Origin of the sequence: Pseudomonas alkylphenolica (assembly GCF_004025535.1) — a bacterium.
Taxonomy (GTDB): Bacteria; Pseudomonadota; Gammaproteobacteria; order Pseudomonadales; family Pseudomonadaceae; genus Aquipseudomonas; species Aquipseudomonas alkylphenolica_A.
Map to the genome: position 1 here is coordinate 484375 of NZ_QJRG01000034.1, position 23750 is coordinate 508124.

General features: G+C 61.7%; 21 protein-coding genes. 14 read left to right on the top strand and 7 right to left on the bottom strand.

From position 1 onward, the window contains the following. Window positions 1-74: 74 nt before the first annotated feature. The 8 genes from DM813_RS06300 (at window position 75) to DM813_RS06335 (ending at window position 10245) form a co-directional block, all read left to right on the top strand. Entirely contained in the window at window positions 75-1583 is a 1509-nt protein-coding gene (locus tag DM813_RS06300; RefSeq protein WP_128322554.1) for a sigma-54-dependent transcriptional regulator, read from the top strand. A gap of 155 nt (window positions 1584-1738) precedes the next feature. Further along, entirely contained in the window at window positions 1739-2944 is a 1206-nt protein-coding gene (gene gltS / locus DM813_RS06305; RefSeq protein WP_128322555.1) for a sodium/glutamate symporter, read from the top strand. 307 nt (window positions 2945-3251) lie between these two features. Then, window positions 3252-3635, top strand: a complete 384-nt coding sequence (gene gcvH, locus DM813_RS06310; RefSeq protein ID WP_128322556.1) for a glycine cleavage system protein GcvH — start codon at window positions 3252-3254, stop codon at window positions 3633-3635. 10 nt (window positions 3636-3645) lie between these two features. After that, window positions 3646-6501 carry an aminomethyl-transferring glycine dehydrogenase gene (gcvP, locus tag DM813_RS06315; RefSeq protein WP_128322557.1) on the top strand — a complete coding sequence of 952 codons (2856 nt, stop codon included), beginning with the start codon at window positions 3646-3648 and terminating at the stop codon, window positions 6499-6501. 68 nt (window positions 6502-6569) lie between these two features. Continuing rightward, a complete protein-coding gene (locus DM813_RS06320) occupies window positions 6570-7946 on the top strand; it encodes an L-serine ammonia-lyase (protein ID WP_128322558.1) in 1377 nt (458 codons plus the stop codon). 28 nt (window positions 7947-7974) lie between these two features. Next, window positions 7975-9099 carry a glycine cleavage system aminomethyltransferase GcvT gene (gcvT, locus tag DM813_RS06325; protein WP_128322559.1) on the top strand — a complete coding sequence of 375 codons (1125 nt, stop codon included), beginning with the start codon at window positions 7975-7977 and terminating at the stop codon, window positions 9097-9099. A 349-nt stretch (window positions 9100-9448) separates the two neighbouring features. After that, a complete protein-coding gene (locus DM813_RS06330) occupies window positions 9449-9661 on the top strand; it encodes a cold-shock protein (protein WP_010220199.1) in 213 nt (70 codons plus the stop codon). Window positions 9662-9756: 95 nt separating this feature from the next. Further along, on the top strand, window positions 9757-10245 hold the full coding sequence (locus DM813_RS06335; protein ID WP_128322560.1) for an RDD family protein: 489 nt from the start codon (window positions 9757-9759) through the stop codon (window positions 10243-10245). Window positions 10246-10295: 50 nt separating this feature from the next. Here DM813_RS06335 and lptG read toward each other — a convergent pair whose 3' ends face one another. Both lptG and lptF read right to left on the bottom strand, forming a co-directional pair. Beyond that, window positions 10296-11357 (bottom strand): LPS export ABC transporter permease LptG, encoded by a 1062-nt coding sequence (gene lptG, locus DM813_RS06340; protein ID WP_128322561.1) that lies wholly within the window; start codon window positions 11355-11357, stop codon window positions 10296-10298. After that, window positions 11350-12465, bottom strand: coding sequence for an LPS export ABC transporter permease LptF (gene lptF, locus DM813_RS06345; protein ID WP_128322562.1), 1116 nt, complete (start codon window positions 12463-12465; stop codon window positions 11350-11352). The genes lptG and lptF overlap by 8 nt, the downstream gene beginning before the upstream one ends. A 287-nt stretch (window positions 12466-12752) precedes the next feature. On the opposite strand from lptF, the gene DM813_RS06355 reads away from it, so the two are divergent. The 5 genes from DM813_RS06355 (at window position 12753) to rlmF (ending at window position 19139) form a co-directional block, all read left to right on the top strand. Then, entirely contained in the window at window positions 12753-14246 is a 1494-nt protein-coding gene (locus DM813_RS06355; protein ID WP_128322563.1) for a leucyl aminopeptidase, read from the top strand. Window positions 14247-14297: 51 nt separating this feature from the next. Then, window positions 14298-14726 (top strand): DNA polymerase III subunit chi, encoded by a 429-nt coding sequence (locus DM813_RS06360; RefSeq protein ID WP_128322564.1) that lies wholly within the window; start codon window positions 14298-14300, stop codon window positions 14724-14726. Between the two features lie 5 nt (window positions 14727-14731). After that, on the top strand, window positions 14732-15091 hold the full coding sequence (locus DM813_RS06365) for a DNA polymerase III subunit chi (RefSeq protein ID WP_128322565.1): 360 nt from the start codon (window positions 14732-14734) through the stop codon (window positions 15089-15091). A gap of 129 nt (window positions 15092-15220) precedes the next feature. Continuing rightward, a complete protein-coding gene (locus DM813_RS06370; protein WP_128322566.1) occupies window positions 15221-18067 on the top strand; it encodes a valine--tRNA ligase in 2847 nt (948 codons plus the stop codon). A 109-nt stretch (window positions 18068-18176) separates the two neighbouring features. Further along, complete coding sequence (gene rlmF, locus DM813_RS06375; RefSeq protein WP_128322567.1) at window positions 18177-19139, top strand: 23S rRNA (adenine(1618)-N(6))-methyltransferase RlmF; 963 nt, start codon at window positions 18177-18179, stop codon at window positions 19137-19139. A gap of 51 nt (window positions 19140-19190) precedes the next feature. Here the strand turns inward: rlmF and DM813_RS06380 are convergent, their stop codons facing one another. Beyond that, the gene (locus DM813_RS06380) at window positions 19191-19472 is read right to left on the bottom strand and encodes an HU family DNA-binding protein (protein ID WP_009398256.1); all 282 of its coding nucleotides are present in this window, start codon (window positions 19470-19472) and stop codon (window positions 19191-19193) included. A gap of 406 nt (window positions 19473-19878) precedes the next feature. Here DM813_RS06380 and yejK point away from each other — a divergent pair, with 406 nt between their 5' ends. Then, on the top strand, window positions 19879-20886 hold the full coding sequence (gene yejK, locus DM813_RS06385) for a nucleoid-associated protein YejK (RefSeq protein ID WP_128322568.1): 1008 nt from the start codon (window positions 19879-19881) through the stop codon (window positions 20884-20886). Here the strand turns inward: yejK and DM813_RS06390 are convergent. The 4 genes from DM813_RS06390 to DM813_RS06405 all read right to left on the bottom strand — a co-directional run bounded on the left by DM813_RS06390 (window position 20867) and on the right by DM813_RS06405 (window position 23729). Beyond that, entirely contained in the window at window positions 20867-21166 is a 300-nt protein-coding gene (locus DM813_RS06390) for a GIY-YIG nuclease family protein (RefSeq protein ID WP_164897210.1), read from the bottom strand. The two genes, yejK and DM813_RS06390, sit on opposite strands and share 20 nt — an antisense overlap. Window positions 21167-21206: 40 nt before the next feature. Beyond that, window positions 21207-21677 carry a nuclear transport factor 2 family protein gene (locus DM813_RS06395; RefSeq protein WP_128322570.1) on the bottom strand — a complete coding sequence of 157 codons (471 nt, stop codon included), beginning with the start codon at window positions 21675-21677 and terminating at the stop codon, window positions 21207-21209. A gap of 93 nt (window positions 21678-21770) precedes the next feature. Then, window positions 21771-23054: a CynX/NimT family MFS transporter gene (locus tag DM813_RS06400; RefSeq protein ID WP_128322571.1), complete on the bottom strand. Its 1284-nt coding sequence runs from the start codon at window positions 23052-23054 to the stop codon at window positions 21771-21773. 15 nt (window positions 23055-23069) lie between these two features. Further along, window positions 23070-23729 (bottom strand): FadR/GntR family transcriptional regulator, encoded by a 660-nt coding sequence (locus DM813_RS06405; RefSeq protein ID WP_241653140.1) that lies wholly within the window; start codon window positions 23727-23729, stop codon window positions 23070-23072. Window positions 23730-23750 lie beyond the last annotated feature (21 nt).

Genomic DNA, 23750 nt, shown 5'->3' on the forward strand with positions numbered 1-23750 from the left:
TCTCACAATTCGACCATAGCGCAGCCGCAAGGCATACTTGCCCACTTCGCCAGCCGTGAACCCTGCCCCGCCCCATGCGCATCCACGTCAGCTTCATCGACCGCGTCGGTATCACCCAGGAAGTACTGGCCCTGCTCGGTGCCCGCAACCTCAACCTGGATGCGGTGGAGATGGTCCCGCCGAACGTCTACATCGATGCGCCGACCCTCAGCCCTGCCGTGCTCGAAGAGCTGCACGACGCGCTGTTCGAAGTGCGTGGTGTGCAATCGGTCGACGTGGTCGACATCCTCCCCGGCCAGCGCCGTCACCTGCAACTCGATGCCCTGCTGGCTGCCATGAGCGACCCGGTGCTAGCCGTGGACAGTGCCGGCCAGGTGTTGCTGGCCAACCCCGCGCTGATCGCCCTGTGCGGCCGTGAGTCGGCCGGTCGTTCGGTAGGCGAGCTGTTCGGTGATCCCGCCCTGCTGCAGGCCTTGCTGGACAACAACTTCCACCTGCCGATGCGCGAAATGCAACTCAATGGCCAGAGCCTGCTGCTCGATGCCACCCCGATCACCAATGCTGGCGGCCTGTTGACCCTCTACCCGCCCAACCGCATGGGCGAGCGCCTGTCGGCCCTGCACCACGAACATGCCGAAGGCTTCGATGCCCTGCTCGGCGAGTCCCCGGCGATCCGCACCCTCAAGGCCCGTGCCCTGCGCGTGGCGGCTCTCGACGCACCGCTGCTGGTGCATGGCGAGACAGGCACCGGCAAAGAGTTGGTGGCCCGCGCCTGTCATGCCACCAGCAGCCGCCACTCAGCACCTTTCCTCGCCCTCAACTGTGCGGCGCTGCCCGAGAGCCTGGCCGAGAGCGAACTGTTCGGCTACTCACCCGGCGCGTTCACCGGCGCACAGCGCGGTGGCAAACCCGGGCTGATGGAAATGGCCAACCAGGGCACGGTGTTTCTCGACGAGATTGGCGAGATGTCACCTTACCTGCAGGCCAAACTGCTGCGCTTTCTCAGTGACGGCAGTTTCCGCCGCGTGGGCGGCGACCGTGAGGTGAAGGTCGATGTGCGCATCATCAGCGCCACCCACCGCGACCTGGAGCGCATGGTCGCCGAAGGTACCTTCCGTGAAGACCTGTTCTATCGCCTCAATGTGCTCAACCTGCAGGTACCGCCACTGCGTGACCGTGGCCAGGACATCCTCATGCTCGCGCACTATTTCATGCAGCAAGCCTGCACGCAGATCCAGCGCCCGGTCTGCCGCCTGGCACCGGCCACCCACTCGGCGCTGCTGGCCAACCCCTGGCCGGGCAATGTGCGCCAGCTGCAGAACGTGATATTCCGCGCTGCGGCCATCTGTGAAAGCAACCTGGTGGACATCGACGACCTGGACATCGCCGGGACCTCGGTAGCGCGCGGCCAGGAGGGTGAGGTGGCCAGCCTGGAGCAGGCTGTGGGCGATTTCGAGCGCGAACTGCTGCAGCGCCTGTATGCCAGCTACCCCTCCACCCGGCAGCTGGCGGGGAGATTGCAGACCTCGCACACCGCCATTGCCCAGCGACTACGCAAATACGGGATTCCCGACAAAGCCTGAATTGTTTTACCCATGCCCTTTAGCCGACAGGGGCAAAATCGCAAGGCTATTCAGAATTTTCCTAGCCGTAGCGTGCCGACATTGCCCATAAACTCGCCCCCCCCAAGGCGTCCCCCGGCACTGTTCGCCTCTAATCAGAGCAAAGAGGAACCTGAATGCTTGCACTCGATTTCTACGGCACACTGGTGGCCGCGTCCCTGGTGCTTTTACTAGGGCGCGGGCTTGTTACACGCGTTGGCTTCCTGCGCACCTACAATATTCCCGAACCGGTAGCCGGAGGGCTGGTAGTGGCCTTGCTCCTGCTGGGGCTGCGCGCCATGGATCTGCACGTTCAGTTTGATACCTCACTGCAAACGCCCTTGATGTTGGCTTTTTTTGCCACCATCGGTTTGAGTGCCGATATCGCCAGTTTGAAAAAAGGCGGACGCATCGTCGGCATTTTCCTGATGGCCGTCACCGGATTGCTGCTGGTGCAAAATGCCATGGGTATTGCCCTGGCCAAGGCCTTGGGGCTCGACCCCCTGATGGGTCTGCTGTCCGGCTCTATTTCCTTGTCGGGCGGCCACGGCACGGGCGCTGCGTGGGGCGCAACCTTCAGTGAGAAGTACGGCCTGGCGTCCGCCAGTGAGCTGGCACTGGCTGCTGCCACGTTTGGCCTGGTGTTGGGCGGGCTGATTGGCGGTCCGGTTGCCCGCCTGCTGATCAAGCGCGTCCAGACACCCGGCCTGGAACATGAAATGCCCCGCGCACCCAAGGGCTTTGAGCAGCCGAACAAAGAGCGTTTGATCACCCCTTTCACAATGATAGAGACGCTCGCGCTGATTGCCGTCAGTCTGATGGCAGGCACGCTCTTGAATAGCCTGTTGCTCGGCACTGCATTCGAATTGCCGACCTTTGTTTGCGTCTTGTTTGTGGGCGTCCTGCTGCGCAACGGGCTTTCAATGCTGGGCGTGTATCAAGTCTTCGAGCGGGAAGTTTCAGTACTGGGCAACGTCAGTTTGTCGCTATTTCTGGCAATCGCGCTGATGTCGCTCAAGCTATGGGATCTGGCTGCACTGGCGTTGCCATTCTTCATTCTTCTGGCTGCACAGACATTGCTCATGGCGCTGTATGCGGTATTCGTGACGTTCCGGATCATGGGCAGCAATTACGATGCGGCCGTGTTGGCCGCAGGGCATTGCGGGTTCGGTCTCGGTGCAACACCTACTGCCATTGCCAACATGCAGGCTGTAACGCAACGCTTCGGCCCGTCGCAGATCGCCTTCCTGGTGGTACCGATGGTTGGCGCTTTCTTCATCGACATCATCAATGTCATCGTGATCAAGTTGTACCTGGCGTTGCCATTCTTCACTGCTGTGTGAAGAGCCGAGTCTCAGGCCCTTGCGCGAAATATTTCGCGCAAGGGCTGTATCGAAAACACTACACCGTAGCGATTTTGTTACACGACCATTCAAGTCGCCATCTGCAAGGGGTTGATCCTCCAATCCTTTTTCTTCCCCTCCCAGCTGTAGCGTTTTCATTCCATCCGAATGAGCACAATTTTGCATTTAAATTTCAAGCAATTGATTTATAAGGATTTTTATAGACTGGCCGCATTTTTGCTAAGGAAACCTCAACTCAAGAGCGCGGACGCACCGCGCCCAACGCCCTGCTTCCCGAGGATTCCCCATGAGCGAGTTGCGTTTTACCGAAGATCACGAATGGCTGCGCGTCGAAGCCGACGGCAGTGTCACCGTGGGCATCACCGCCTACGCCCAGAACGCCCTCGGCGATGTGGTCTACGTGCAACTGCCGGAGCTGCAGCACTACGAACAAGGTGCTGAAGCCTCCACCGTCGAATCGGTCAAGGCCGCCAGCGGCGTATACATGCCACTGACCGGTGAGGTGGTTGCGGTCAACGATGGCCTCAACGACAGCCCTGAGCTGGTCAACGAAGACCCACTGGGCGAAGGCTGGTTCTTCCGTTTCATCCCCGCCGATGCCGGCGCTGTCGGGCAATTGCTCGACCAGGATGCCTACGACCGCCTGATCAAAGCCAACGCTGACGCCTGAGGAACCCGCCATGACCATCAACCTCGGTACCGCCAACGAATTCATCGCCCGTCATATCGGCCCACGCCAGAACGACGAAGCGCACATGCTCGCCACCCTGGGCTTCGACTCCCTGGAGGCCATGAGCGCCGCCGTCATTCCTGACAGCATCAAAGGCACCAGCGTCCTCGAACTGGGCGACGGCCAAAGCGAAGCCGATGCCCTGGCCTCACTCAAGGCCATCGCCAGCAACAACCAGCTGTTCAAAAGCTTCATCGGCCAGGGTTACTACAACTGCCACACCCCGGCACCGATCCTGCGTAACCTCCTGGAAAACCCGGCCTGGTACACCGCCTATACTCCGTACCAGCCAGAGATCTCCCAGGGTCGCCTGGAAGCCTTGCTCAATTTCCAGACCCTGATCAGTGACCTCACCGGCCTGCCGATTGCCAACGCTTCGTTGCTCGACGAGGCCACCGCCGCTGCCGAAGCCATGACGTTCTGCAAGCGCCTGAGCAAGAACAAGGGCAGTCACGCCTTCTTCGCCTCCGCACATTGCCATCCGCAAACCCTCGACGTGCTGCGCACCCGTGCCGAGCCGCTGGGTATCGAAGTCGTAGTCGGTGATGAGCGCGAGCTCGATGATGTCAGCGCCTTTTTCGGCGCCCTGCTGCAATACCCGGCCAGCAATGGCGAGGTGTTCGACTACCGCGCACTGGTCGAGCGTTTCCACGCGGCCAATGCCCTGGTAGCCGTCGCCGCCGACCTGCTGGTACTGACCCTGCTGACCCCCCCGGGTGAGTTCGGTGCAGACGTGGCCATCGGCAGCGCGCAGCGTTTCGGTGTGCCGTTGGGCTTTGGTGGCCCGCACGCGGCGTACTTCTCCACCCGCGATGCGTTCAAGCGCGACATGCCTGGCCGTCTGGTCGGCGTGTCTATCGACCGTTTCGGCAAAACCGCCCTGCGTCTGGCCATGCAGACCCGCGAGCAACATATCCGTCGCGAAAAGGCCACCAGTAACATCTGCACCGCCCAGGTACTGCTCGCCAACATTGCCAGCATGTATGCGGTCTACCACGGCCCGCAGGGTCTGAAACAGATCGCCGAGCGCACCCACGCTCTGACCGCGATCCTCGCTGCCGGTCTCAAACAACTCGGTGTCAGCGTCGAAACCGCTGCGTTCTTCGACACCTTGAGCCTGGCCACCGGCGACGCTACCGCCAGCCTGCACGACAAGGCCCGCGCCCAGCGCCTGAACCTGCGCCAGATCGACGCCCAGCGCCTGGGTCTGTCGCTGGATGAAACCAGCACCCAGGCCGATGTCGAAGCACTCTGGCAGCTGTTTGCCAATGGCAACGCCGTGCCTGAATTCGCCGCCCTGGCAACCCAGGTGCAGGCACAACTGCCTGCCGCCCTGCTGCGTCAATCGGCGATCCTCGAGCACCCGGTGTTCAACCGCTACCACAGCGAAACCGAGTTGATGCGCTACCTGCGTCGCCTGGCCGACAAGGACCTGGCGCTGGACCGCACCATGATCCCGCTGGGTTCGTGCACCATGAAGCTCAACGCCGCCAGCGAAATGATCCCGGTCACCTGGGCAGAATTCGGCAACCTGCACCCCTTCGCTCCAGCCGAACAGAGCCAGGGCTACCAGCAACTGACCGACGAGCTGGAAGCCATGCTCTGCGCAGCCACCGGCTACGACGCCGTGTCGCTGCAGCCTAACGCCGGTTCCCAGGGCGAGTACGCCGGTCTGTTGGCGATTCGTGCTTACCACATGAGCCGTGGCGACGCCCGCCGCGACATCTGCCTGATCCCGTCCTCGGCCCACGGCACCAACCCGGCGACCGCCCATATGGCAGGCATGCGCGTGGTGGTCACCGCCTGTGACGCCCGTGGCAACGTCGACATCGACGACCTGCGCGCCAAGGCCATCGAGCACCGCGAGCACCTCGCGGCCCTGATGATCACCTACCCGTCGACCCACGGCGTGTTCGAAGAGGCGATCGGCGAAATCTGCGCGATCATCCACGACAACGGCGGCCAGGTGTATATCGACGGCGCCAACATGAATGCCATGGTTGGCCTGTGTGCCCCCGGCAAGTTCGGCGGCGACGTCTCGCACCTGAACCTGCACAAAACCTTCTGCATCCCGCATGGCGGTGGCGGCCCGGGCGTCGGCCCGATTGGCGTCAAGTCGCACCTCGCGCCGTTCCTGCCAGGTCACGGGCACATGGAAAACAAACAGGGCGCGGTCTGCGCGGCACCGTTCGGCAGCGCCAGCATCCTGCCGATCACCTGGATGTACATCCGCATGATGGGCGGCGCCGGCCTCAAGCGTGCGTCGCAGATGGCGATCCTCAATGCCAACTACATCGCCCGCCGCCTGGAAGAGCACTATCCTGTGTTGTACACCGGCAGCAATGGCCTGGTGGCTCACGAGTGCATCCTCGACCTGCGCCCGCTCAAGGACACCAGCGGGATCAGCGTTGATGACGTGGCCAAGCGTCTGATCGACTTCGGTTTCCACGCCCCGACCATGTCGTTCCCGGTGGCCGGTACGCTGATGATCGAGCCGACCGAGAGCGAGTCCCGGCAAGAGCTGGATCGCTTCTGCGACGCCATGATCCGCATCCGCGAAGAGATTCGCGCGGTGGAAAATGGCAGCCTGGACAAGGACGACAACCCGCTGAAGAACGCACCGCACACGGCAGCCGAAATCGCCGGTGAATGGAGCCATCCGTACAGCCGCGAACAGGCGGTGTACCCGTTGGCTACGTTGGTGGAAGGCAAGTACTGGCCGCCGGTCGGTCGCGTCGACAACGTCTTTGGCGACCGCAACCTGGTTTGCGCCTGCCCGTCGATCGAGAGCTACCAGGACGTCTGAGGCCGGGTTTCGGGCTGCATCGCCGGCAAACGCCGGCGATGCGCTTGACCATCTATGAGGGTACGACCATGTCACTCAGTGTCTTCGACTTGTTCAAGATCGGCATCGGCCCCTCCAGTTCCCACACCGTAGGCCCCATGCGCGCCGCCGCGCGCTTTGCCGAAGGCCTGCGCCGCGACGGTTTGCTGGCCGCCACGGTCAGCGTCAAGGCCGAACTCTACGGCTCGCTCGGTGCTACCGGCAAAGGGCATGGCAGCGACAAGGCCGTGCTGCTCGGTCTTGAAGGCGAGCACCCCGACAGCGTCGACACCGAAAGCATTCCCGCCCGCTTGCAAGCCATCCGCAGTTCAGGACAGCTGAAACTGTTGGGCGAACACGCAATCGAGTTCATCGAAAAGCAACACCTGGCGATGATCCGCAAACCGCTGGCCTTCCACCCCAACGGCATGATCTTTCGCGCCTTCGACAGGGCCGGCCTGCAGATCCGCAGCCGCGAGTACTACTCGGTTGGCGGTGGCTTTGTTGTCGATGAAGATGCGGCCGGTGCCGACCGCATCGTCGAAGACAGCACGGTGCTGCCCTACCCGTTCAAAACCGCCAAGGAGCTGCTCGGCCATTGCACCGCACACAGCCTCTCGATCAGTCAGATCATGCTGGCCAATGAGGCGGCCTGGCGCCCGGAAAATGAAACCCGAGAAGGGTTGCTGCGCATCTGGCAAGTCATGCAGGACTGTGTCGCCGCTGGCTGTCGCAACGAAGGCATCCTGCCCGGCGGACTGAAGGTAAAACGCCGCGCTGCAGCGTTGTACCGCCAGTTGTGCAGCAATCCGGAGGCAAGCCTGCGTGACGCGCTGTCGGTACTGGACTGGGTCAACCTTTACGCCCTGGCGGTCAATGAAGAAAACGCCTTTGGCGGCCGGGTAGTCACCGCGCCAACCAATGGCGCCGCCGGCATTGTCCCGGCCGTGTTGCACTACTACATGCGTTTCATCTCCGGCGCCAATGAAGACGGCGTGGTGCGCTTTCTGCTCACCGCCGCCGCCATCGGCATCCTCTATAAGGAAAATGCCTCGATCTCCGGCGCCGAAGTCGGTTGCCAGGGTGAGGTGGGGGTGGCTTGCTCGATGGCTGCCGGCGCCCTGTGCGAAGTGATGGGCGGCAGCGTGCAACAAGTGGAAAACGCGGCGGAAATCGGTATGGAACACAACCTCGGCCTGACCTGCGACCCGATTGGCGGGCTGGTTCAGGTGCCCTGCATCGAGCGCAACGCCATGGGCTCGGTCAAGGCAATCAATGCGGTACGCATGGCCTTGCGCGGCGACGGGCAGCATTTTGTCTCCCTCGACAAGGTCATCCGCACCATGCGCCAGACCGGCGCCGATATGAAAAGCAAATACAAGGAGACCGCCCGCGGCGGTCTGGCCGTCAACATCATCGAATGCTGACACCCTCTCAAGCCCCAAGGAGTCATCAATGTCCACCGAAACACTGCACAAGACCCCGCTGCATGCCCTGCACCTTGAACTGGGCGCACGCATGGTGCCGTTCGCCGGCTACGACATGCCGGTCCAGTACCCCCTGGGCGTGATGAAAGAACACCTGCACAGCCGTGAACAGGCCGGCCTGTTCGATGTCTCGCACATGGGCCAGATCCGCCTGAGTGGCGCCAACGCCGCCAAGGCCCTGGAAACCCTGGTGCCGGTCGACATCATCGATCTACCGGTGGGCATGCAACGCTACGCCATGTTCACCAACGAACAGGGCGGCATCCTCGACGACCTGATGGTCGCCAACCTGGGTAACGACGAACTGTTCCTGGTGGTCAATGCTGCCTGCAAGGACCAGGACCTGGCGCACCTGCGCAAGCATATCGGCGACCAGTGCCAGATCCAGCCGCTGTTCGAAGAGCGCGCCCTGCTGGCCTTGCAAGGCCCCGCCGCGGTCACCGTGCTGGCGCGCCTGGCCCCTGACGTGGCGAAGATGACCTTCATGCAGTTCCAGCCTGTGCAACTGCTGGGCACCGATTGCTATGTAAGCCGCTCGGGCTACACCGGCGAGGATGGTTTCGAAATTTCGGTGCCGGCCGACAAGGCCGACGCCCTGGCCCGCCGCCTGCTGGACGAACCGGAAGTTGCCGCCATCGGCCTCGGCGCCCGTGACTCGCTGCGCCTGGAAGCCGGCCTGTGCCTGTATGGCCACGACATGAATACCCAAACCACACCGATCGAAGCCAGCCTGCTCTGGGCCATCTCCAAGGTCCGTCGCACAGATGGCGCCCGCGCCGGTGGCTTCCCGGGGGCCGGGCAGATCTTCGCCCAGCAACAAAGCGGCGTAGCGCGCAAGCGCGTCGGTCTGCTGCCACAGGAGCGTACCCCCGTGCGCGAAGACGCCGAGATCGTCGATGAGGCCGGCACGGTGATCGGTAAAGTCTGCAGCGGCGGTTTCGGCCCGACGCTGGCAGGCCCCGTTGCCATGGGTTATCTGGACACTGCCTACACGGCGCTGGAAACACCGGTCTGGGCAATTGTGCGCGGCAAGCGCGTGGCAATGAAAGTCAGCAAGATGCCATTCGTTGCCCAGCGCTATTATCGCGGCTGAATCGTTAGTTGAAACAAAGTGTCATATCGCGTTCGGGTTTTCGAATTCGAACGCGTTTTATAACTTTCGAAAAACGCTGCAACGCTGTTTGGAATGAGCAGCAAAGAAACCACCCAGCGGCCGCTAAAAGGTAGAGCCGGGGCGGCTTTCAGGGCTTGTTTTTTTTCACGGAGTTAGCGTAGAGTCACTGCACTGTGTTTGCATGGGTCGCTATGGTTCGTGACCTGGGCAGTAGCGCTGAGATTTGCTACAACCCGTTCGACGTCTCTTACTTTCCTGCAACCCAGCCCAGTACTCTTTCATTTGGAAGAAGCTGTTACTAATTCTAAGTTTCAAAGGAAATAAGACAATGTCCCAACGTCAGAGCGGTACCGTCAAGTGGTTTAACGACGAGAAAGGTTTTGGTTTCATCACTCCAGAAAGCGGTCCGGATCTGTTCGTACACTTCCGCGCTATCCAGGGTAACGGCTTCAAGAGCCTGAAAGAAGGCCAGAAAGTCACCTTCATCGCCGTGCAAGGCCAGAAAGGCATGCAGGCTGACGAAGTTATCGCGGAAGCCTGATTCCCGATATAAAAAGCCCCTGCTGGCAACAGCAGGGGCTTTTTTATGCGCGCAATTCCGTAGAATGGGTGTTTTGCCCAAGGAGGGCCCCGTGTATGCCCAAGCCGTTGTTGCAGCCCCAGGGTGAGTTTCCCGCCGTCGGTTTCGGTCGCCGCCTGGCGGCGATGTTCTATGACTTCCTGTTGTGCACCGCCCTGCTTATCGTGACCGCCGGCGTGTACAAGATGATCCAGATGGCGATCATCGGCGAGACACGCATGCGCGCCCTGACGGAATCCGGTGCGCTGGATGGCGACCCGTTGCTGTCAACCATCCTGTTGTTTGCCCTGTTCGGCTTCTTCGCCAAATTCTGGACCCATGGTGGCCAGACCCTTGGCATGCAGGTCTGGGGCATCCGTGTGCAGAACGCCGATGGCAGCGCCATCAGCCTGTGGCAGGCGCTGCTGCGCTTTGTGGTATCGATTGCTTCGTGGCTGTGCCTGGGCTTGGGTTTCTTTTGGGCGCTGATCGACAAGCGCAAGCGCAGCTGGCACGACATGTATTCCGACAGCCAGCTGGTCCAGCTGCCCAAACGCAAGAAATAACCCCTACAAAAAAGCCGACCCTGAGGTCGGCTTTTTATTTGCGCTGACGTTCATCCCGCCCGACGCAACATCCACAAACCGGCAAACGCACAGATCGCCGCCGGTATCACCACTGCCAGCAGCGGCGGAAAGCCGAACACCTGGCTCGATGGTCCGAGCAGGTCCTGGCCGATACGGAAGACAAAACCTACCAGTACGCCAGTGAACACACGCTGCCCCAGGGTAACCGAGCGCAACGGGCCAAAGATGAACGAGATCGCCATCAACACCAGCGCCGCGGTCACCATCGGCTGCAGGACCTTGGTCCAGAAGGCCAGCCAGTAACGCGAGTTGTTCAGGCCCTGGTCGGACAGGTAGTGGATATAGTCCCACAGCCCGGTGATCGACAGCGACTCGGGCGCCATGACCACGGTATTGAGCAACTGCGGGGTAACGGTTACGTCCCAGCGCTCAACCGGCGTCTTGATGATTTCGGTGTGATCGCCACGGAAATGCGTGGTGGTCACATCGCTCAGTTGCCAGTGGTCTTCCTGGTACTGGCCACGGCGGGCAAAGCTGGAGGTCAGCAGGTGGCGTTCGTTGTCGAACCGGTAACGGGTGACGCCATACAGCAGGCCGTTGGGCTGTACCGAGTTGATGTGCACGAACTCGTCGCCCTGACGGTGCCACATGCCGCGCTTGGAACTCTGCGCATCACCGCTGCCCTGCGCCAGCGAACGGTCGGCCTGGGCCTTGTTTTCGGTCGCCGGGGCAACGTACTCGCCGATCAGGATACCGGCCAGCATCAATACCAGCATCGGCTTCATCACCGCCCAGACGATACGGCCGATGGACACGCCGGCAGCCCGCATGATGGTCAGTTCGCTGCTGCTGGCAAGGCTACCCAGGCCGATCAGGCAACCGATCAGGGCAGCCATCGGCAGCATGTCGTAGAGACGGCGCGGCGCGGTCAACAGGACAAAGTTGCCCGCGTCCATGAGGGTGTACTGGTCGGTGATATCGCCCATCTCATCGATGAAGGCAAACAGCGATGCCAGTCCGAGGATGATCCCCAGCACGGCAAGAATGGCCACCAGCACGCTCTTGCCGATGTAGCGGTCGAGCTTAACCATGGGCCACCTCCGCACGACGCGCAGCACGCTTGAGGCGTAGTGGCTCCCAATACATCAGCGCCAGGCCGATGAGCAGGAACAGGCCGTGAACCCACCAGATGCCCAGGGCGATCGGCAACTTGCCTTTCTCCAGGGCGCCACGCACGGCAATCAGCATTGTCAGGTACGCCATATACAGAAGGATCGCCGGCAACAGCTTCAGGAAGCGGCCCTGGCGCGGGTTGACCCGTGACAGCGGCACGGCCATTAAGGTCACCACGAATACCAGCAGCGGCAACGACAGACGCCATTGCAGCTCGGCACGTTCGCGCAGGTTCTCGCTGCCAATCAGCTCGGAAGTGGGGATGGCCTCGCGGTCAGTGATTTCCTCGCTGACCTCAGGCTTGGGCAGCAACACGCCGTAAGTGTCGTACTTGATCGCACGGTAGTCGGCCTGACCCGGGTTACCGTCATAGCGGTAGCCGTTTTCCAGAATCAGGTAGCGGTTGCCGTCGGCACCGATCTCCTGGCGGCCTTTCTCAGCGACCAGTACCGAAGGCGCACGCTCTTTGGTCTTGTCCTGGGAAAAACGCTTTTCGGAAATGAACACGCCAGCGAGGTTGCCACGGTCTTCAGACAGCTGCTCGGTGTAGGTCACACGGGAACCATCACGCAAGGTCTGGAAACGACCGGGCACCAAGGTATCGAATTCGGTCAGGGCGTCCTGCTGGTTGATGATCTGGGCGACCTGGGTCACACCCTGAGGCGCCAGGCCCAGGCTCAACCAGGCCACCAGCGCGGCGACCAGGGCCGCCGGCGCCATGGTCATGCCCAGCAGGCGTTGCTGGCTCATGCCGGTGGCCGAGAGCACGGTCATCTCGCTTTCCAGGTACAGGCGACCGTAGGCCAGCAGAATGCCAAGGAACAGCCCCAGTGGCAGGATCAGCTGCAAGAACCCTGGAAGGCGATAACCCATGATCAGGAACAACACCCCCGGATCAAGGATGCCCTGGGCAGCCTGGGCCAGGTACTTGATGAAGCGCCCGCTCATGATGATCACCAGCAGCACGGCGCTGACGGCACTCAAGGTCAGCAGGACCTCGCGGGACAGATAACGGAAGACAATCAAACCAGACACTCCTGGGTTGTCAGGCTCGGACAGCCAAACAAGAAATCCATAACAGCCAAGATAGTTGCCTGCTCGCCAGAAGCGAACCGGCACAAAAGTTGGCGCATTATCCTGTGATTGGCCGTGCCTGTCACTTGCGACACACAATGCTTCATCAACGGGGTTGTCAGGGCGGTCCGGGCAGGCTCAAACTGGCAGCTTTATCATTGGTACGCGATCACGCGGCCAGCTCGCCTGACGTGCCTGCACAGACAGCGCGCAAACACAGATCATTCGGGGACCCTGACATGGAACTGGTTGTAAAAAGCGTAGCCGCTGCATCCTTGAAAACCGCCACGCTGGTGCTCGCCGTCGGCGAAGGCCGCAAACTCGGCGCTAGCGCCAAGGCCGTCGACGATGCCAGCAACGGCGCCCTGAGCGCCGTGCTCAAGCGTGGCGACCTGACCGGCAAGCTCGGCCAGACCCTGCTGCTGCAAGGCCTGCCCGCCATCAAAGCCGAGCGCGTGCTGCTGGTCGGCGTCGGAAAAGAGACAGAGCTGGGTGACCGCAGCTGGCGCAAAGTGGCTGCCGCAGTCCTGGCCGTACTCAAAGGCATCAATGGCAGCGATGCGGTACTGGCGCTGGACGACGTGGCCATCACCGGCCGCGATTCGTTCTATGGCAAAACGCGCCTGCTGGCCGAAACCCTGCTCGACGGCGAATATGTGTTCGACCAGTTCAAGAGCAAGAAGGCCGAACCTCGCGCCCTGAAGAAAATCACCCTGCTGGCCGACAAGGCCGGCGCTGCCGATGTCGAGCGCGCGGTCAAGCATGCAGCTGCGATTGCCGCCGGCATGAGCTTCACCCGCGACCTGGGCAACCTGCCACCTAACGTCTGCCACCCAAGCTACCTGGCCGAGCAGGCCAAGGGCCTGGGCAAGGCCTACAAGGGCCTCAAGGTCGAGGTGCTGGACGAGAAAAAGATCAAGGACCTGGGCATGGGCGCGTTCTACGCCGTTGGTCAGGGCAGCGACCAGCCACCTCGCCTGATCGTCATGAGCTACCAGGGCGGCAAGAAGTCCGAGAAGCCATTCGTTCTGGTCGGCAAAGGCATCACCTTCGACACCGGCGGCATCAGCCTCAAGCCTGGCGCCGGCATGGATGAAATGAAGTTCGACATGGGCGGTGCAGCCAGTGTCTTCGGTACCTTGCGCGCCGTGCTCGAACTGCAGCTGCCGATCAACCTGGTGTGCCTGCTGGCCTGTGCCGAGAACATGCCAAGCGGCGGCGCCACCCGCCCCGGCGACATCGTGACCACCATGAGCGGGCAGACCGTCGAGATCCTCAATACCGACGCCGAAGGCCGCCTGGTACTGTGCGATACCCTGACCTACGCCGAGCGTTTCAAGCCGCAGGCAGTAATCGACATCGCCACCCTGACCGGCGCCTGCATCGTCGCCCTCGGTAGCCACACGTCGGGCCTGATGGGCAACAACGACGAACTGGTGGGCCAACTGCTCGACGCCGGCAAGCGCGCCGATGACCGCGCCTGGCAGCTGCCGCTGTTTGACGAGTACCAGGAACAACTGGACAGCCCGTTCGCCGACATCGCCAACATTGGCGGACCGAAAGCCGGCAGCATCACTGCCGGTTGCTTCCTGTCGCGCTTTGCCAAGGCCTACAACTGGGCGCACCTGGACATCGCCGGCACAGCCTGGATCAGCGGCGGCAAAGACAAGGGCGCCACCGGTCGCCCGGTCCCGCTGCTGACCCAGTACCTGCTCGACCGTGCCAATGCCTGAGTGATTGCCGGCCAGCCACGCTTGCGGGCGTGACTGGCCGGCAGGCTAACCATGAGCAAAGTCGACTTCTACATTCTGCCCAGCGACGCGCCCTCGGCGCGCCTGGATTTCGCCTGCAAACTCTGCGACAAAGCCTGGCGCATGGGGCATCAGGTTTACCTGCATTGCACCGATGCAGCCCAGCGCGACGAACTGGATGCCCGCCTGTGGGCCTTCAAGGGTGAAGCATTTGTGCCGCACAATGGCGCCGAAGAGCAGCCCCAGGGCAGCGTGGTGCTGGGCCTGGGAGACGATCCCGGTAGCCATCAGGACCTGCTGATCAACCTTGACCTCAAGGTTCCACCCTTCGCCGCACGTTTTGCCCGTATCGCCGAGATCGTGGTCGAAGAGCCGACGATTCGCCAGGCGGCCCGAGAGAGTTTCCGTTTCTACCGCGAACAGGGCTATGCTCTGCAAGATCACCGCTTACAGCGACTCTGAAGACAATGGACAAACCCACTCCCATACCCCAGTCCGCGCACCTGCTGGACGACCTTGAGTCGATCCGTCAATTGCTGGGGGACGATTCCCTTGAACCCCCTTTGCTGACCGACACCGTCGAGGAGCAGATTCCGCTGCTGCTCGAAGAGGCCGAGCCCGCACCTGCTGTTGTGGCGCAGCCGGCCGTCGAAACGCCTATAGACCCGCAGGCCAAGCGCCAGGAGCTGCTGTTGCACCTGGACAGCGAACTGCGCGCAGCGGCGCAATCGATCATGCAGGATGTGATCAACGACTTCACCCCGCACATCGAGAACGAGATCAAGCGGCGCCTTGATGCCCGGCTCGAGCGTCTGCTCAATCCGTAAACCACTCCAGCCTTCTAGTGACAAGCCAGAGCCGTGCGGCGCTCTGTGCTTGCAGCTTGTCGCTTGAAGCTTGCCGCTTCGTTATACTCTCCGGCTTTCCTGAATAAATGCCATAGGGTCCCGCCGCGCATGGATAAGACCTACCAGCCGCACGCTATTGAAACTTCCTGGTACAACACCTGGGAGTCCGAGAATTATTTCGCTCCGCAAGGCGCGGGCGATTCCTACACCATCATGATTCCGCCGCCGAACGTCACCGGCAGCCTGCACATGGGCCATGGCTTCAACAACGCGATCATGGACGCCCTGATCCGTTTCCGCCGCATGCAAGGCCGCAACACCTTGTGGCAGCCCGGTACCGACCACGCCGGTATCGCCACCCAGATGCTCGTCGAGCGCCAGCTTGAGGCCAAGGGCCAGAGCCGCCACGACCTGGGTCGCGAGAAATTCCTGGAGAAAGTCTGGGAATGGAAGGATCAGTCCGGTGGCAACATCAGCCGCCAGATTCGCCGCCTGGGCTCGTCGGTAGACTGGAGCCGTGAGCGTTTCACCATGGACGACGGCCTGTCTGAAGCGGTCAAGGAAGCATTCGTGCGCCTGCACGAAGACGGCCTGATCTACCGCGGCAAGCGCCTGGTCAACTGGGACACCAAGCTGCACACGGCGATCTCCGACCTCGAAGTGGAAAACCATGACGAGAAAGGCCACCTGTGGAATCTGCGCTACCCGCTGGCTGATGGCGCCAAGACCGCCGACGGCAAAGACTACCTGATCGTCGCCACCACCCGTCCGGAAACCATGCTCGGCGACGCCGCCGTGGCCGTGAACCCCGAAGACGAACGCTACAAGGCACTGATTGGCAAATTCGTCGAACTGCCGCTGGTTGGCCGTCGTATCCCGATCATCGCCGATGACTACTGCGACCCCGAGTTCGGTACCGGTTGCGTGAAGATCACCCCGGCTCACGACTTCAACGACTATGAAGTCGGCAAGCGCCACAACCTGCCACTGCTGAACATCTTCGACAAGAACGCCTTCGTGCTGCCGGCAGCGCAAGTGTTCAATCTCGACGGCAGCGTCAACGAAAGCATCGACGCCACCCTGCCTGCTCAATACGCCGGTCTCGACCGCTTTGTTGCCCGCAAGCAGATTGTTGCCGACTTTGATGCCGCCGGCCTGCTGGTCAGCGTCGACGACCACGCTCTGAAAGTACCAAAGGGCGACCGCTCCGGCACCATCATCGAGCCGTGGCTGACCGACCAGTGGTACGTTTCGACCAAGCCTCTGGCTGAGCCGGCCATTGCCGCCGTCGAAGACGGCCGCATCCAGTTCGTGCCCAAGCAGTACGAGAACATGTACTTCTCCTGGATGCGCGACATCCAGGACTGGTGCATCAGCCGCCAGCTGTGGTGGGGCCACCGTATCCCGGCCTGGTACGACGAGTCCGGCAAGGTCTATGTGGGCCGTAGCGAAGAAGAAGTCCGCGCCAAGCACAACCTCGGTGCCGACGTGGTCCTGAACCAGGACAACGACGTGCTCGACACCTGGTTCAGCTCGGGCCTGTGGACCTTCTCGACCCTGGGCTGGCCGCAGCAGACCGAATTCCTCAAGACCTTCCACTCCACCGACGTACTGGTCACCGGTTTCGACATCATTTTCTTCTGGGTCGCCCGGATGATCATGCTGACCATGCACCTGGTGAAGAACGAAGACGGCACGCCGCAAGTGCCGTTCAAGACGGTCTACGTCCATGGTCTGGTGCGTGACGGCCAGGGCCAGAAGATGTCCAAGTCCAAGGGCAACGTCCTTGACCCGCTGGATATCGTCGACGGCATCACCCTCGACGCACTGCTGGAAAAACGTACCAGCGGCATGATGCAGCCCAAACTTGCCGAGAAAATCGCCAAGCAGACCAAGGCTGAATTCCCCGAGGGTATCGCCAGCTACGGCACCGACGCCCTGCGCTTCACCTTCTGCTCGCTGGCGTCCACCGGTCGCGACATCAAGTTCGACATGGGCCGCGTCGAAGGCTATCGCAACTTCTGCAACAAGATCTGGAACGCCGCGCGCTACGTGCTGGACAAGGGTGAAGACTGCGGCCAGAACGGCGAAGCCTACGAGCTGTCGCTGGCGGATCGCTGGATCATCTCCCAGTTGCAACGCACCGAAGCCGAAGTCACCCGCCAGCTCGAGCAGTTCCGCTTCGACCTGGCTGCCCAGGCGCTCTACGAGTTCATCTGGAACCAGTACTGCGACTGGTACCTGGAACTGTCCAAGCCTGTGCTGTGGGACGAGAATGCCCCGGTCGAACGTGCCCGCGGCACCCGTCGCACCCTGGTGCGCGTACTGGAAGTGGCGCTGCGCCTGGCGCATCCGTTCATGCCGTTCATCACCGAAGAAATCTGGCAGCGCCTGGCGCCGCTGGCTGGCGCACAAGGCAAGACCATCATGCTGCAGCCGTGGCCGGTGGCCAACGAAAGCCGTATCGATGCCGCTGCCGAAGGCGACATCGAATGGCTCAAGGAGCTGATGCTCGGCGTGCGCAACATCCGCGGCGAGATGAACATCGGCCCGGGCAAGCCACTGCAACTGTTCCTCAAGAATGCCAGCGCCGAAGACCAGCGCCGCCTGCAGGAAAACGAAGCGCTGCTGAAGAAGCTGGCGAAGATCGAATCCTTCACCGTGCTGGGCGAACAGGACGAAGCACCGCTGAGCGCCACTGCGCTGGTCGGTGACCTGCAAGTACTGGTACCGATGGCCGGTCTGATCGATAAAGATGCCGAGCTGGCGCGCCTGAACAAGGAAATTCAGCGCCTGCAGGGTGAAGTCCAGCGCGTGGGCGGCAAGCTGTCCAACGCGGCCTTCGTCGACAAGGCTCCGCCTGCGGTAATCGACAAGGAACGCGCCAAGCTGGCCGAGGCCGAACAGGCCCTGGCCAACTTCACCGAGCAGCATGCGCGGATTGCCGCACTGTAACGATCGCTGACCTCAGTGACGCCATCGCGGGCAACGCCCGCCCCCACAGGATCATGTGTCAACCTGTGGGGGCGGACGTTGCCCGCGATGCTTTTCACCGGACCCAAAGATGACCACACCGAGCAAACCGACCCTGCACCCGCGCAACCGCCACCAGGGTCGCTACAACTTTCCCGAGCTGATCAAGAGCAGTCCCGAGCTGGGCCGGTTCATGATCACCAACCCCCATGGCAAGCCGAGCATCGACTTTGCCAACCCCGACGCTGTCCGGGTGTTCAACCGAGCCCTGCTCAAGGCCCAATACGGCATCCAGCACTGGGACATCCCGGCCGACTACCTGTGCCCGCCGATTCCCGGCCGCGCCGACTACATCCACGTAGCCGCCGACCTGCTGGCACTTGATAACAACGGCGAGATTCCCCGCGGCGCCCAGGTGCGTGTCCTGGACGTCGGCGTGGGTGCCAACTGCATCTATCCGTTGCTGGGCCACAGCGACTACCGTTGGCGCTTTCTCGGCTCGGACATCGACAGCACCGCGCTGGCCGCCGCCAAAGCCATCGTCCAGGCCAACGGCCTGGATAAGGCCATCAGTTTGCGCCAGCAAAGCAACCGCAAGCACATCCTCCTCGGCCTGCTCAAGGATGACGAGCGCTACGAGCTGACCCTGTGTAACCCGCCCTTCCACGCCTCGCGTGAAGAAGCCACCCGCGGCAGCCAGCGCAAGTGGCGCGCCCTGGGCAAGGCCGACCCCAAGCGCAAGTTGCCTGTATTGAACTTTGGCGGGCAGAACAACGAGCTGTGGTGCGAAGGCGGCGAAATCCGCTTTGTCAGCCAGTTGGTGGCGGAAAGTGCTGCGCTCGGCCAGCAAGTGCTGTGGTTCACCTCACTGGTATCCAAAGCCTCCAACCTGCCCGGTATCCAGGCTGCGCTCAAGAAGGCCGGCGCTGCCGACCTGCAGGTCGTTGAGATGGGCCAGGGGCAGAAGCAGAGCCGCATGGTGGCCTGGACCTTCCAGGATGCCAATGCCCGCCAGTTGTGGCGCCAGCAACGCTGGACCAGCCAGAAGGCATAAAAAAACCGCGTCCGGGCAACCCGGACGCGGTTTTTTTCAAACTGCTTACAATTACTTGTTAACAGCGTCGGTCAGCACTTTGGCTGGCACGAACTTGACGACTTTCTTGGCAGCGATTTCGATGGCAGCGCCAGTCGAAGGGTTGCGGCCGGTACGGGCAGGACGCTCGGTGATTTTCAGCTTGCCAATGCCTGGCAGAGTGATTTCGCTGCCATTTTCCAGTTGATCAGCAACGATCTGACCCAGCTGCTCCAGAGCGTTACGCGCGGTGGTTTTCGGCGCGTCGATAGCTTCGGCGATGTCGGCGATCAGTTGGTCTTTGGTCAATGCCATGGTGGTGTTCCTTCCCTATCAATTCAGTGAGTATGCAGAGTGCTGCGTCAGTCATCGAGCCAGACCTGCGGGAAACCGGCGGTCCAGTGTTAAAACCCTGTCAATCGCGTATGTAGATACGCAAAACAGCGTTTGGTTCGACGCGACGCGAGCGACCTGCCAGCAATGCGCCACACACGGGGCGCAAGACCGGGCAAAACTACCACAGGAACGGATAAATATCCGCTGCTGGCAGGGCAAATCTTCAGGTTTTTCGGGGCTTTGAGCGAAAAAACGCAAAAAACTGAACAAAAAACGAACAACAGACATTTCAGCCAACATCTGGCCGCAGAATCACCTCCTGCCTGAGGTACACTTGCCGACTTTGCAACGCGGCCTGCACCGCCCATTTTCAACCGAGAATCCCATGCCGATCCGTCATTGCATCGTCCACCTGATTGACAAGAAACCCGATGGCAGCCCTGCCGTGCTGCACGCACGCGACACGGAACTGGCCGAGTCCAGCGCCATCGAGAATCTTCTGGCCGACCTCAACGACAACTACAACGCCAAACAAGGCAAAGCCTGGGGCTTCTTCCATGCCGAGTCTGGCGCCCATCCGTTCAGCGGCTGGCTCAAGGAGTACCTCGATGCCGGCAGCACGTTTACCGCGTTCAGCCGGGTAGCCGTCGAGCACCTGCAAAAGCTGATGGAGGAATCCAACCTCTCGGTAGGGGGCCACGTATTGTTCGCCCACTATCAGCAAGGCATGACCGACTACCTCGTCATCGCGCTGCTGCACCACAGTGAAGGGGTGGCGGTGAACGCCGAGCTGGACGTCACACCGTCCCGTCACCTGGACCTGGGGCAACTGCACCTGGCAGCACGGATCAACCTCTCCGAGTGGCAGAACAACAAAACCTCGAAGCAGTACATTTCCTTCATCAAGGGCAAGAACGGCAAAAAAGTCTCGGAGTACTTCCGCGACTTTATCGGCTGCCAGGAAGGCGTCGACGGCCCGGGCGAGACCCGCACCCTACTCAAGGCCTTCAGCGACTTCGTCGAGAGTGAAGACCTGCCCGAAGAGGCCGCCCGCGAAAAGACCCAGACCCTGGTCGACTATGCCACCAGCCAGACCAAGGCCGGCGAGCCGGTAACCCTCGAAGAGCTTTCCGGCCTGATCGACGAAGAGCGCCCCCGGGCCTTTTACGAACACATCCGTAACAAGGACTACGGCCTGTCGCCAGAAATCCCGGCAGACAAGCGCACCATCAACCAGTTCCGCCGCTTCACCGGCCGGGCCGAAGGCCTGTCGATCAGCTTCGAGGCGCACCTGCTGGGTTCGAAGATCGAATATGACGAAGAGGCCGGCACCTTGATCATCAAGGGCCTGCCGACGCAGCTCACCGATCAGCTCAAGCGTCGCAAGGACTGACTGCCACGAAGGAAGCCACCAGGGCTTCCTTCGCACTTTTGCGCAGTTTTTTCACCAGCCGCTCCTGACGCAAGGCTTCTGCCTTGCTTGGCCAGCTTTCGAAATAAACCAGCGCCACCGCAGGGCTGGTACTGAAGTACCGCGCACCCTGGCCTTTTTGATGGGCGATGAAACGCCGTTGCGGGTTATCGCTGATACCGCAATACAGCGCGCCATTGGCGGCACGTACCAGGTAGACATACCAGGGTTTGCCGGAGGTATCGGTAGAGGTTTGGGTCACGGTTGGCGCTATTGAACGGCAAAGGGTACAGCTTACCCGTTCAGCGCGCGGCCTGAAACGCGCGCAAGCCCTTCAGCGCCTGGTGACGCACCTTGCCCTGAACCAGCGGTGTCCAGCCCAGCAACACGCCCTTGGCCCCCAACGCCTGTCGCGACCAGCGCCAGAGGTCAAAGCTGTCGTGATGCTCGCAGATCTTGCCGTCACGAAAAACAAAGCGCGCCTGGATGTCATTGATCACGATACGGCCGGTCTGGCTGAACAGGTATGTGGCAACCCAGTGAGCAGAACCACTACGCTCATCGGCGCTGACGTCGTCGAAGGTCAGGGAAAAGTCCTTGGCACGGGTGGTGAGCATGCGCCACATGTCGCCGGCATCCTTGCCGCGCAAGGTGCCGAACGCCGGGTCGCTGAAAATGATGTCAGCGCTGTAGCAGGCAATCATCGCGTCGGCGTCCAGGCGCTGGAAAGCCTCGTAGAAGCGTGTGATCAAAGCTCTGTGGGCGTCGCTCATGAGGCGAGTCCGTTTCCGTGGAAGTAGACCCGCACGATAGTCCGACCGTATGGCAAAAAGCTACGGGCATTTGCCCGATGAATACCAAAGGCTTCAGACCCGTTCGCTGACCACTTGCACATGCAGGTTACGCCCGGCTTTCAAACCAAAGGCGATGGCGCCGATACCCAGTACCGCGAAGATCCAGCCAACGGCGTTCCAGCCACCGGTCAGGTCATGCACCAGGCCCACTGCAAACGGCCCCATGGAAGCCAGCGTGTAACCGACGCCCTGGGCCATGCTCGACAGGTTCGCCGCGACGTGGGCGTCTTTGGAGCGCAGGACGATCAGGGTCAATGCCAGGGCGAAGGTGCCGCCCTGCCCCAGCCCAAGCACGATTGCCCAGCCCCACAGCCCGTCCAGTGGCGCATACAGGCAGCCGAACAGGCCGGCGAGGGCCAGGAGCATGACCACGACAATCACCAGGCGCTGATCCTTGCCACGCGTGGCCAGCCACGGTGCGCTGAGCGAACTGATCAACTGCACGATCACCGAACCGGACAGCACCAGACCCGCCTGGGTCGGCGACAGTCCACGACCGATGAGGATCGACGGCAGCCAGCCGAAAACGATGTACGCCAGTGACGACTGCAGCCCCATATACAGGGTGACCTGCCAGGCCAGTGGATCGCGCAGCAGGCCGCGCACCCGATAGGCCACATGGTGGGCACCATGGCCCTGTCGCGCTTGCGGCAACCAGATCAGCGCGGCCACCAGCGCGGGTATCAGCCAAAAACCCAGGCCCAGCGACCAGCTGTCGCCGAAATGCTCGCTCAGCGGCACCGTCGCCCCCGCGGCCATCGCCGCGCCCAGGCACAGCGCCATGGTGTAGACCCCGGTCAAGGTACCGGCGTGCTTGGGAAAGTCGCGCTTCACGATACCCGGCAACAACACCCCGATGACACCAATGCTGGCGCCCGCCATGATGCTGCCAACGAACACGCCAGTGCTGCCGAACGCGCTACGCACAGCGATACCGGCAGCCAGGGTGAGGAGAATGCCGAGGATCACCCGCTCGCTGCCAAAGCGCCGCGCCAGGATCGGCGCCAAGGGTGCAAACAACCCCAGGCAGAGTACCGGCAAGGTGGTCAGCAAACCCGCCTCAGAGGCGCTCAGACCGAGGCTGTCGGAGACCTGACTGAGCAGCGGCGCCATGCTCGAAAGTGCCGGACGCAAATTCAGCGCTACCAGTACAAGGCCAAGTAGCAACAACCAGGGGCGCACAAGCAGCACCGGCTGTTGTTGCACCTGTTCGTCGTCGGCTTCAGCGTCGATCAACAGTTCTTCCAGCTCCGGCCCGTTAGGCGGCTGGGTGTTTCGGGCGTTGTCATACGACATGGCGGTCTCGCAAAGTCAGGATTCGATCAGCGCCCGGCTCAGGGCTTTGGCCGTGTCCGGGTCGCGTTGTTCAATGGCGTCGAGAATCTGCCCATGCAGGTCGAAAACCGACTGGCAGCGTGGCGCCTGGGTGAGGTTGTGGTGCACCGTGGCGGCCACCACGCCGGAAAAATAGCGATACAGCTCGCTCAAGGCCGGGTTGTGCGCGGCATCTACCAGGCGCTGGTGAAAGACCAGGTCGCAGCTGACATAGCGCTGCAGATCGTCGTGAAAGTGCGCGCTGCTGTGCGCCAGCGCTTCGCGTAGGCCTCTCAGGTCCTCTTCGGTACGGCGCAGTGCAGCCAGGCCAATCGCTTCGGCTTCGAGCAGATGGCGGGTTTCACGCGACTGCTCGAGGGTACAGCCAGACAGCGCCTTGATGGCCTGCAACGGGTCGACTGCAGTACGCAGGTAGCTGCCATCGCCCTGACGCACCTCCACCAGACCGCTGAAGGCCAACACCCGCATCGCTTCGCGCACGGTATTGCGACTGATGCCCAGCTCGAGGGCCAGCTCAGGTTCGGTAGGCAAGCGCTGCCCGACCTGCCAGGCGCCGTCGAGAATACGTTGGCGTAACTGCTCCACCGCCAGCTCCACCAGAGAACGGCGGACCAGCCCTTTTCCGTTACTTGTCACGGAGTCACCCAATCATCCTAC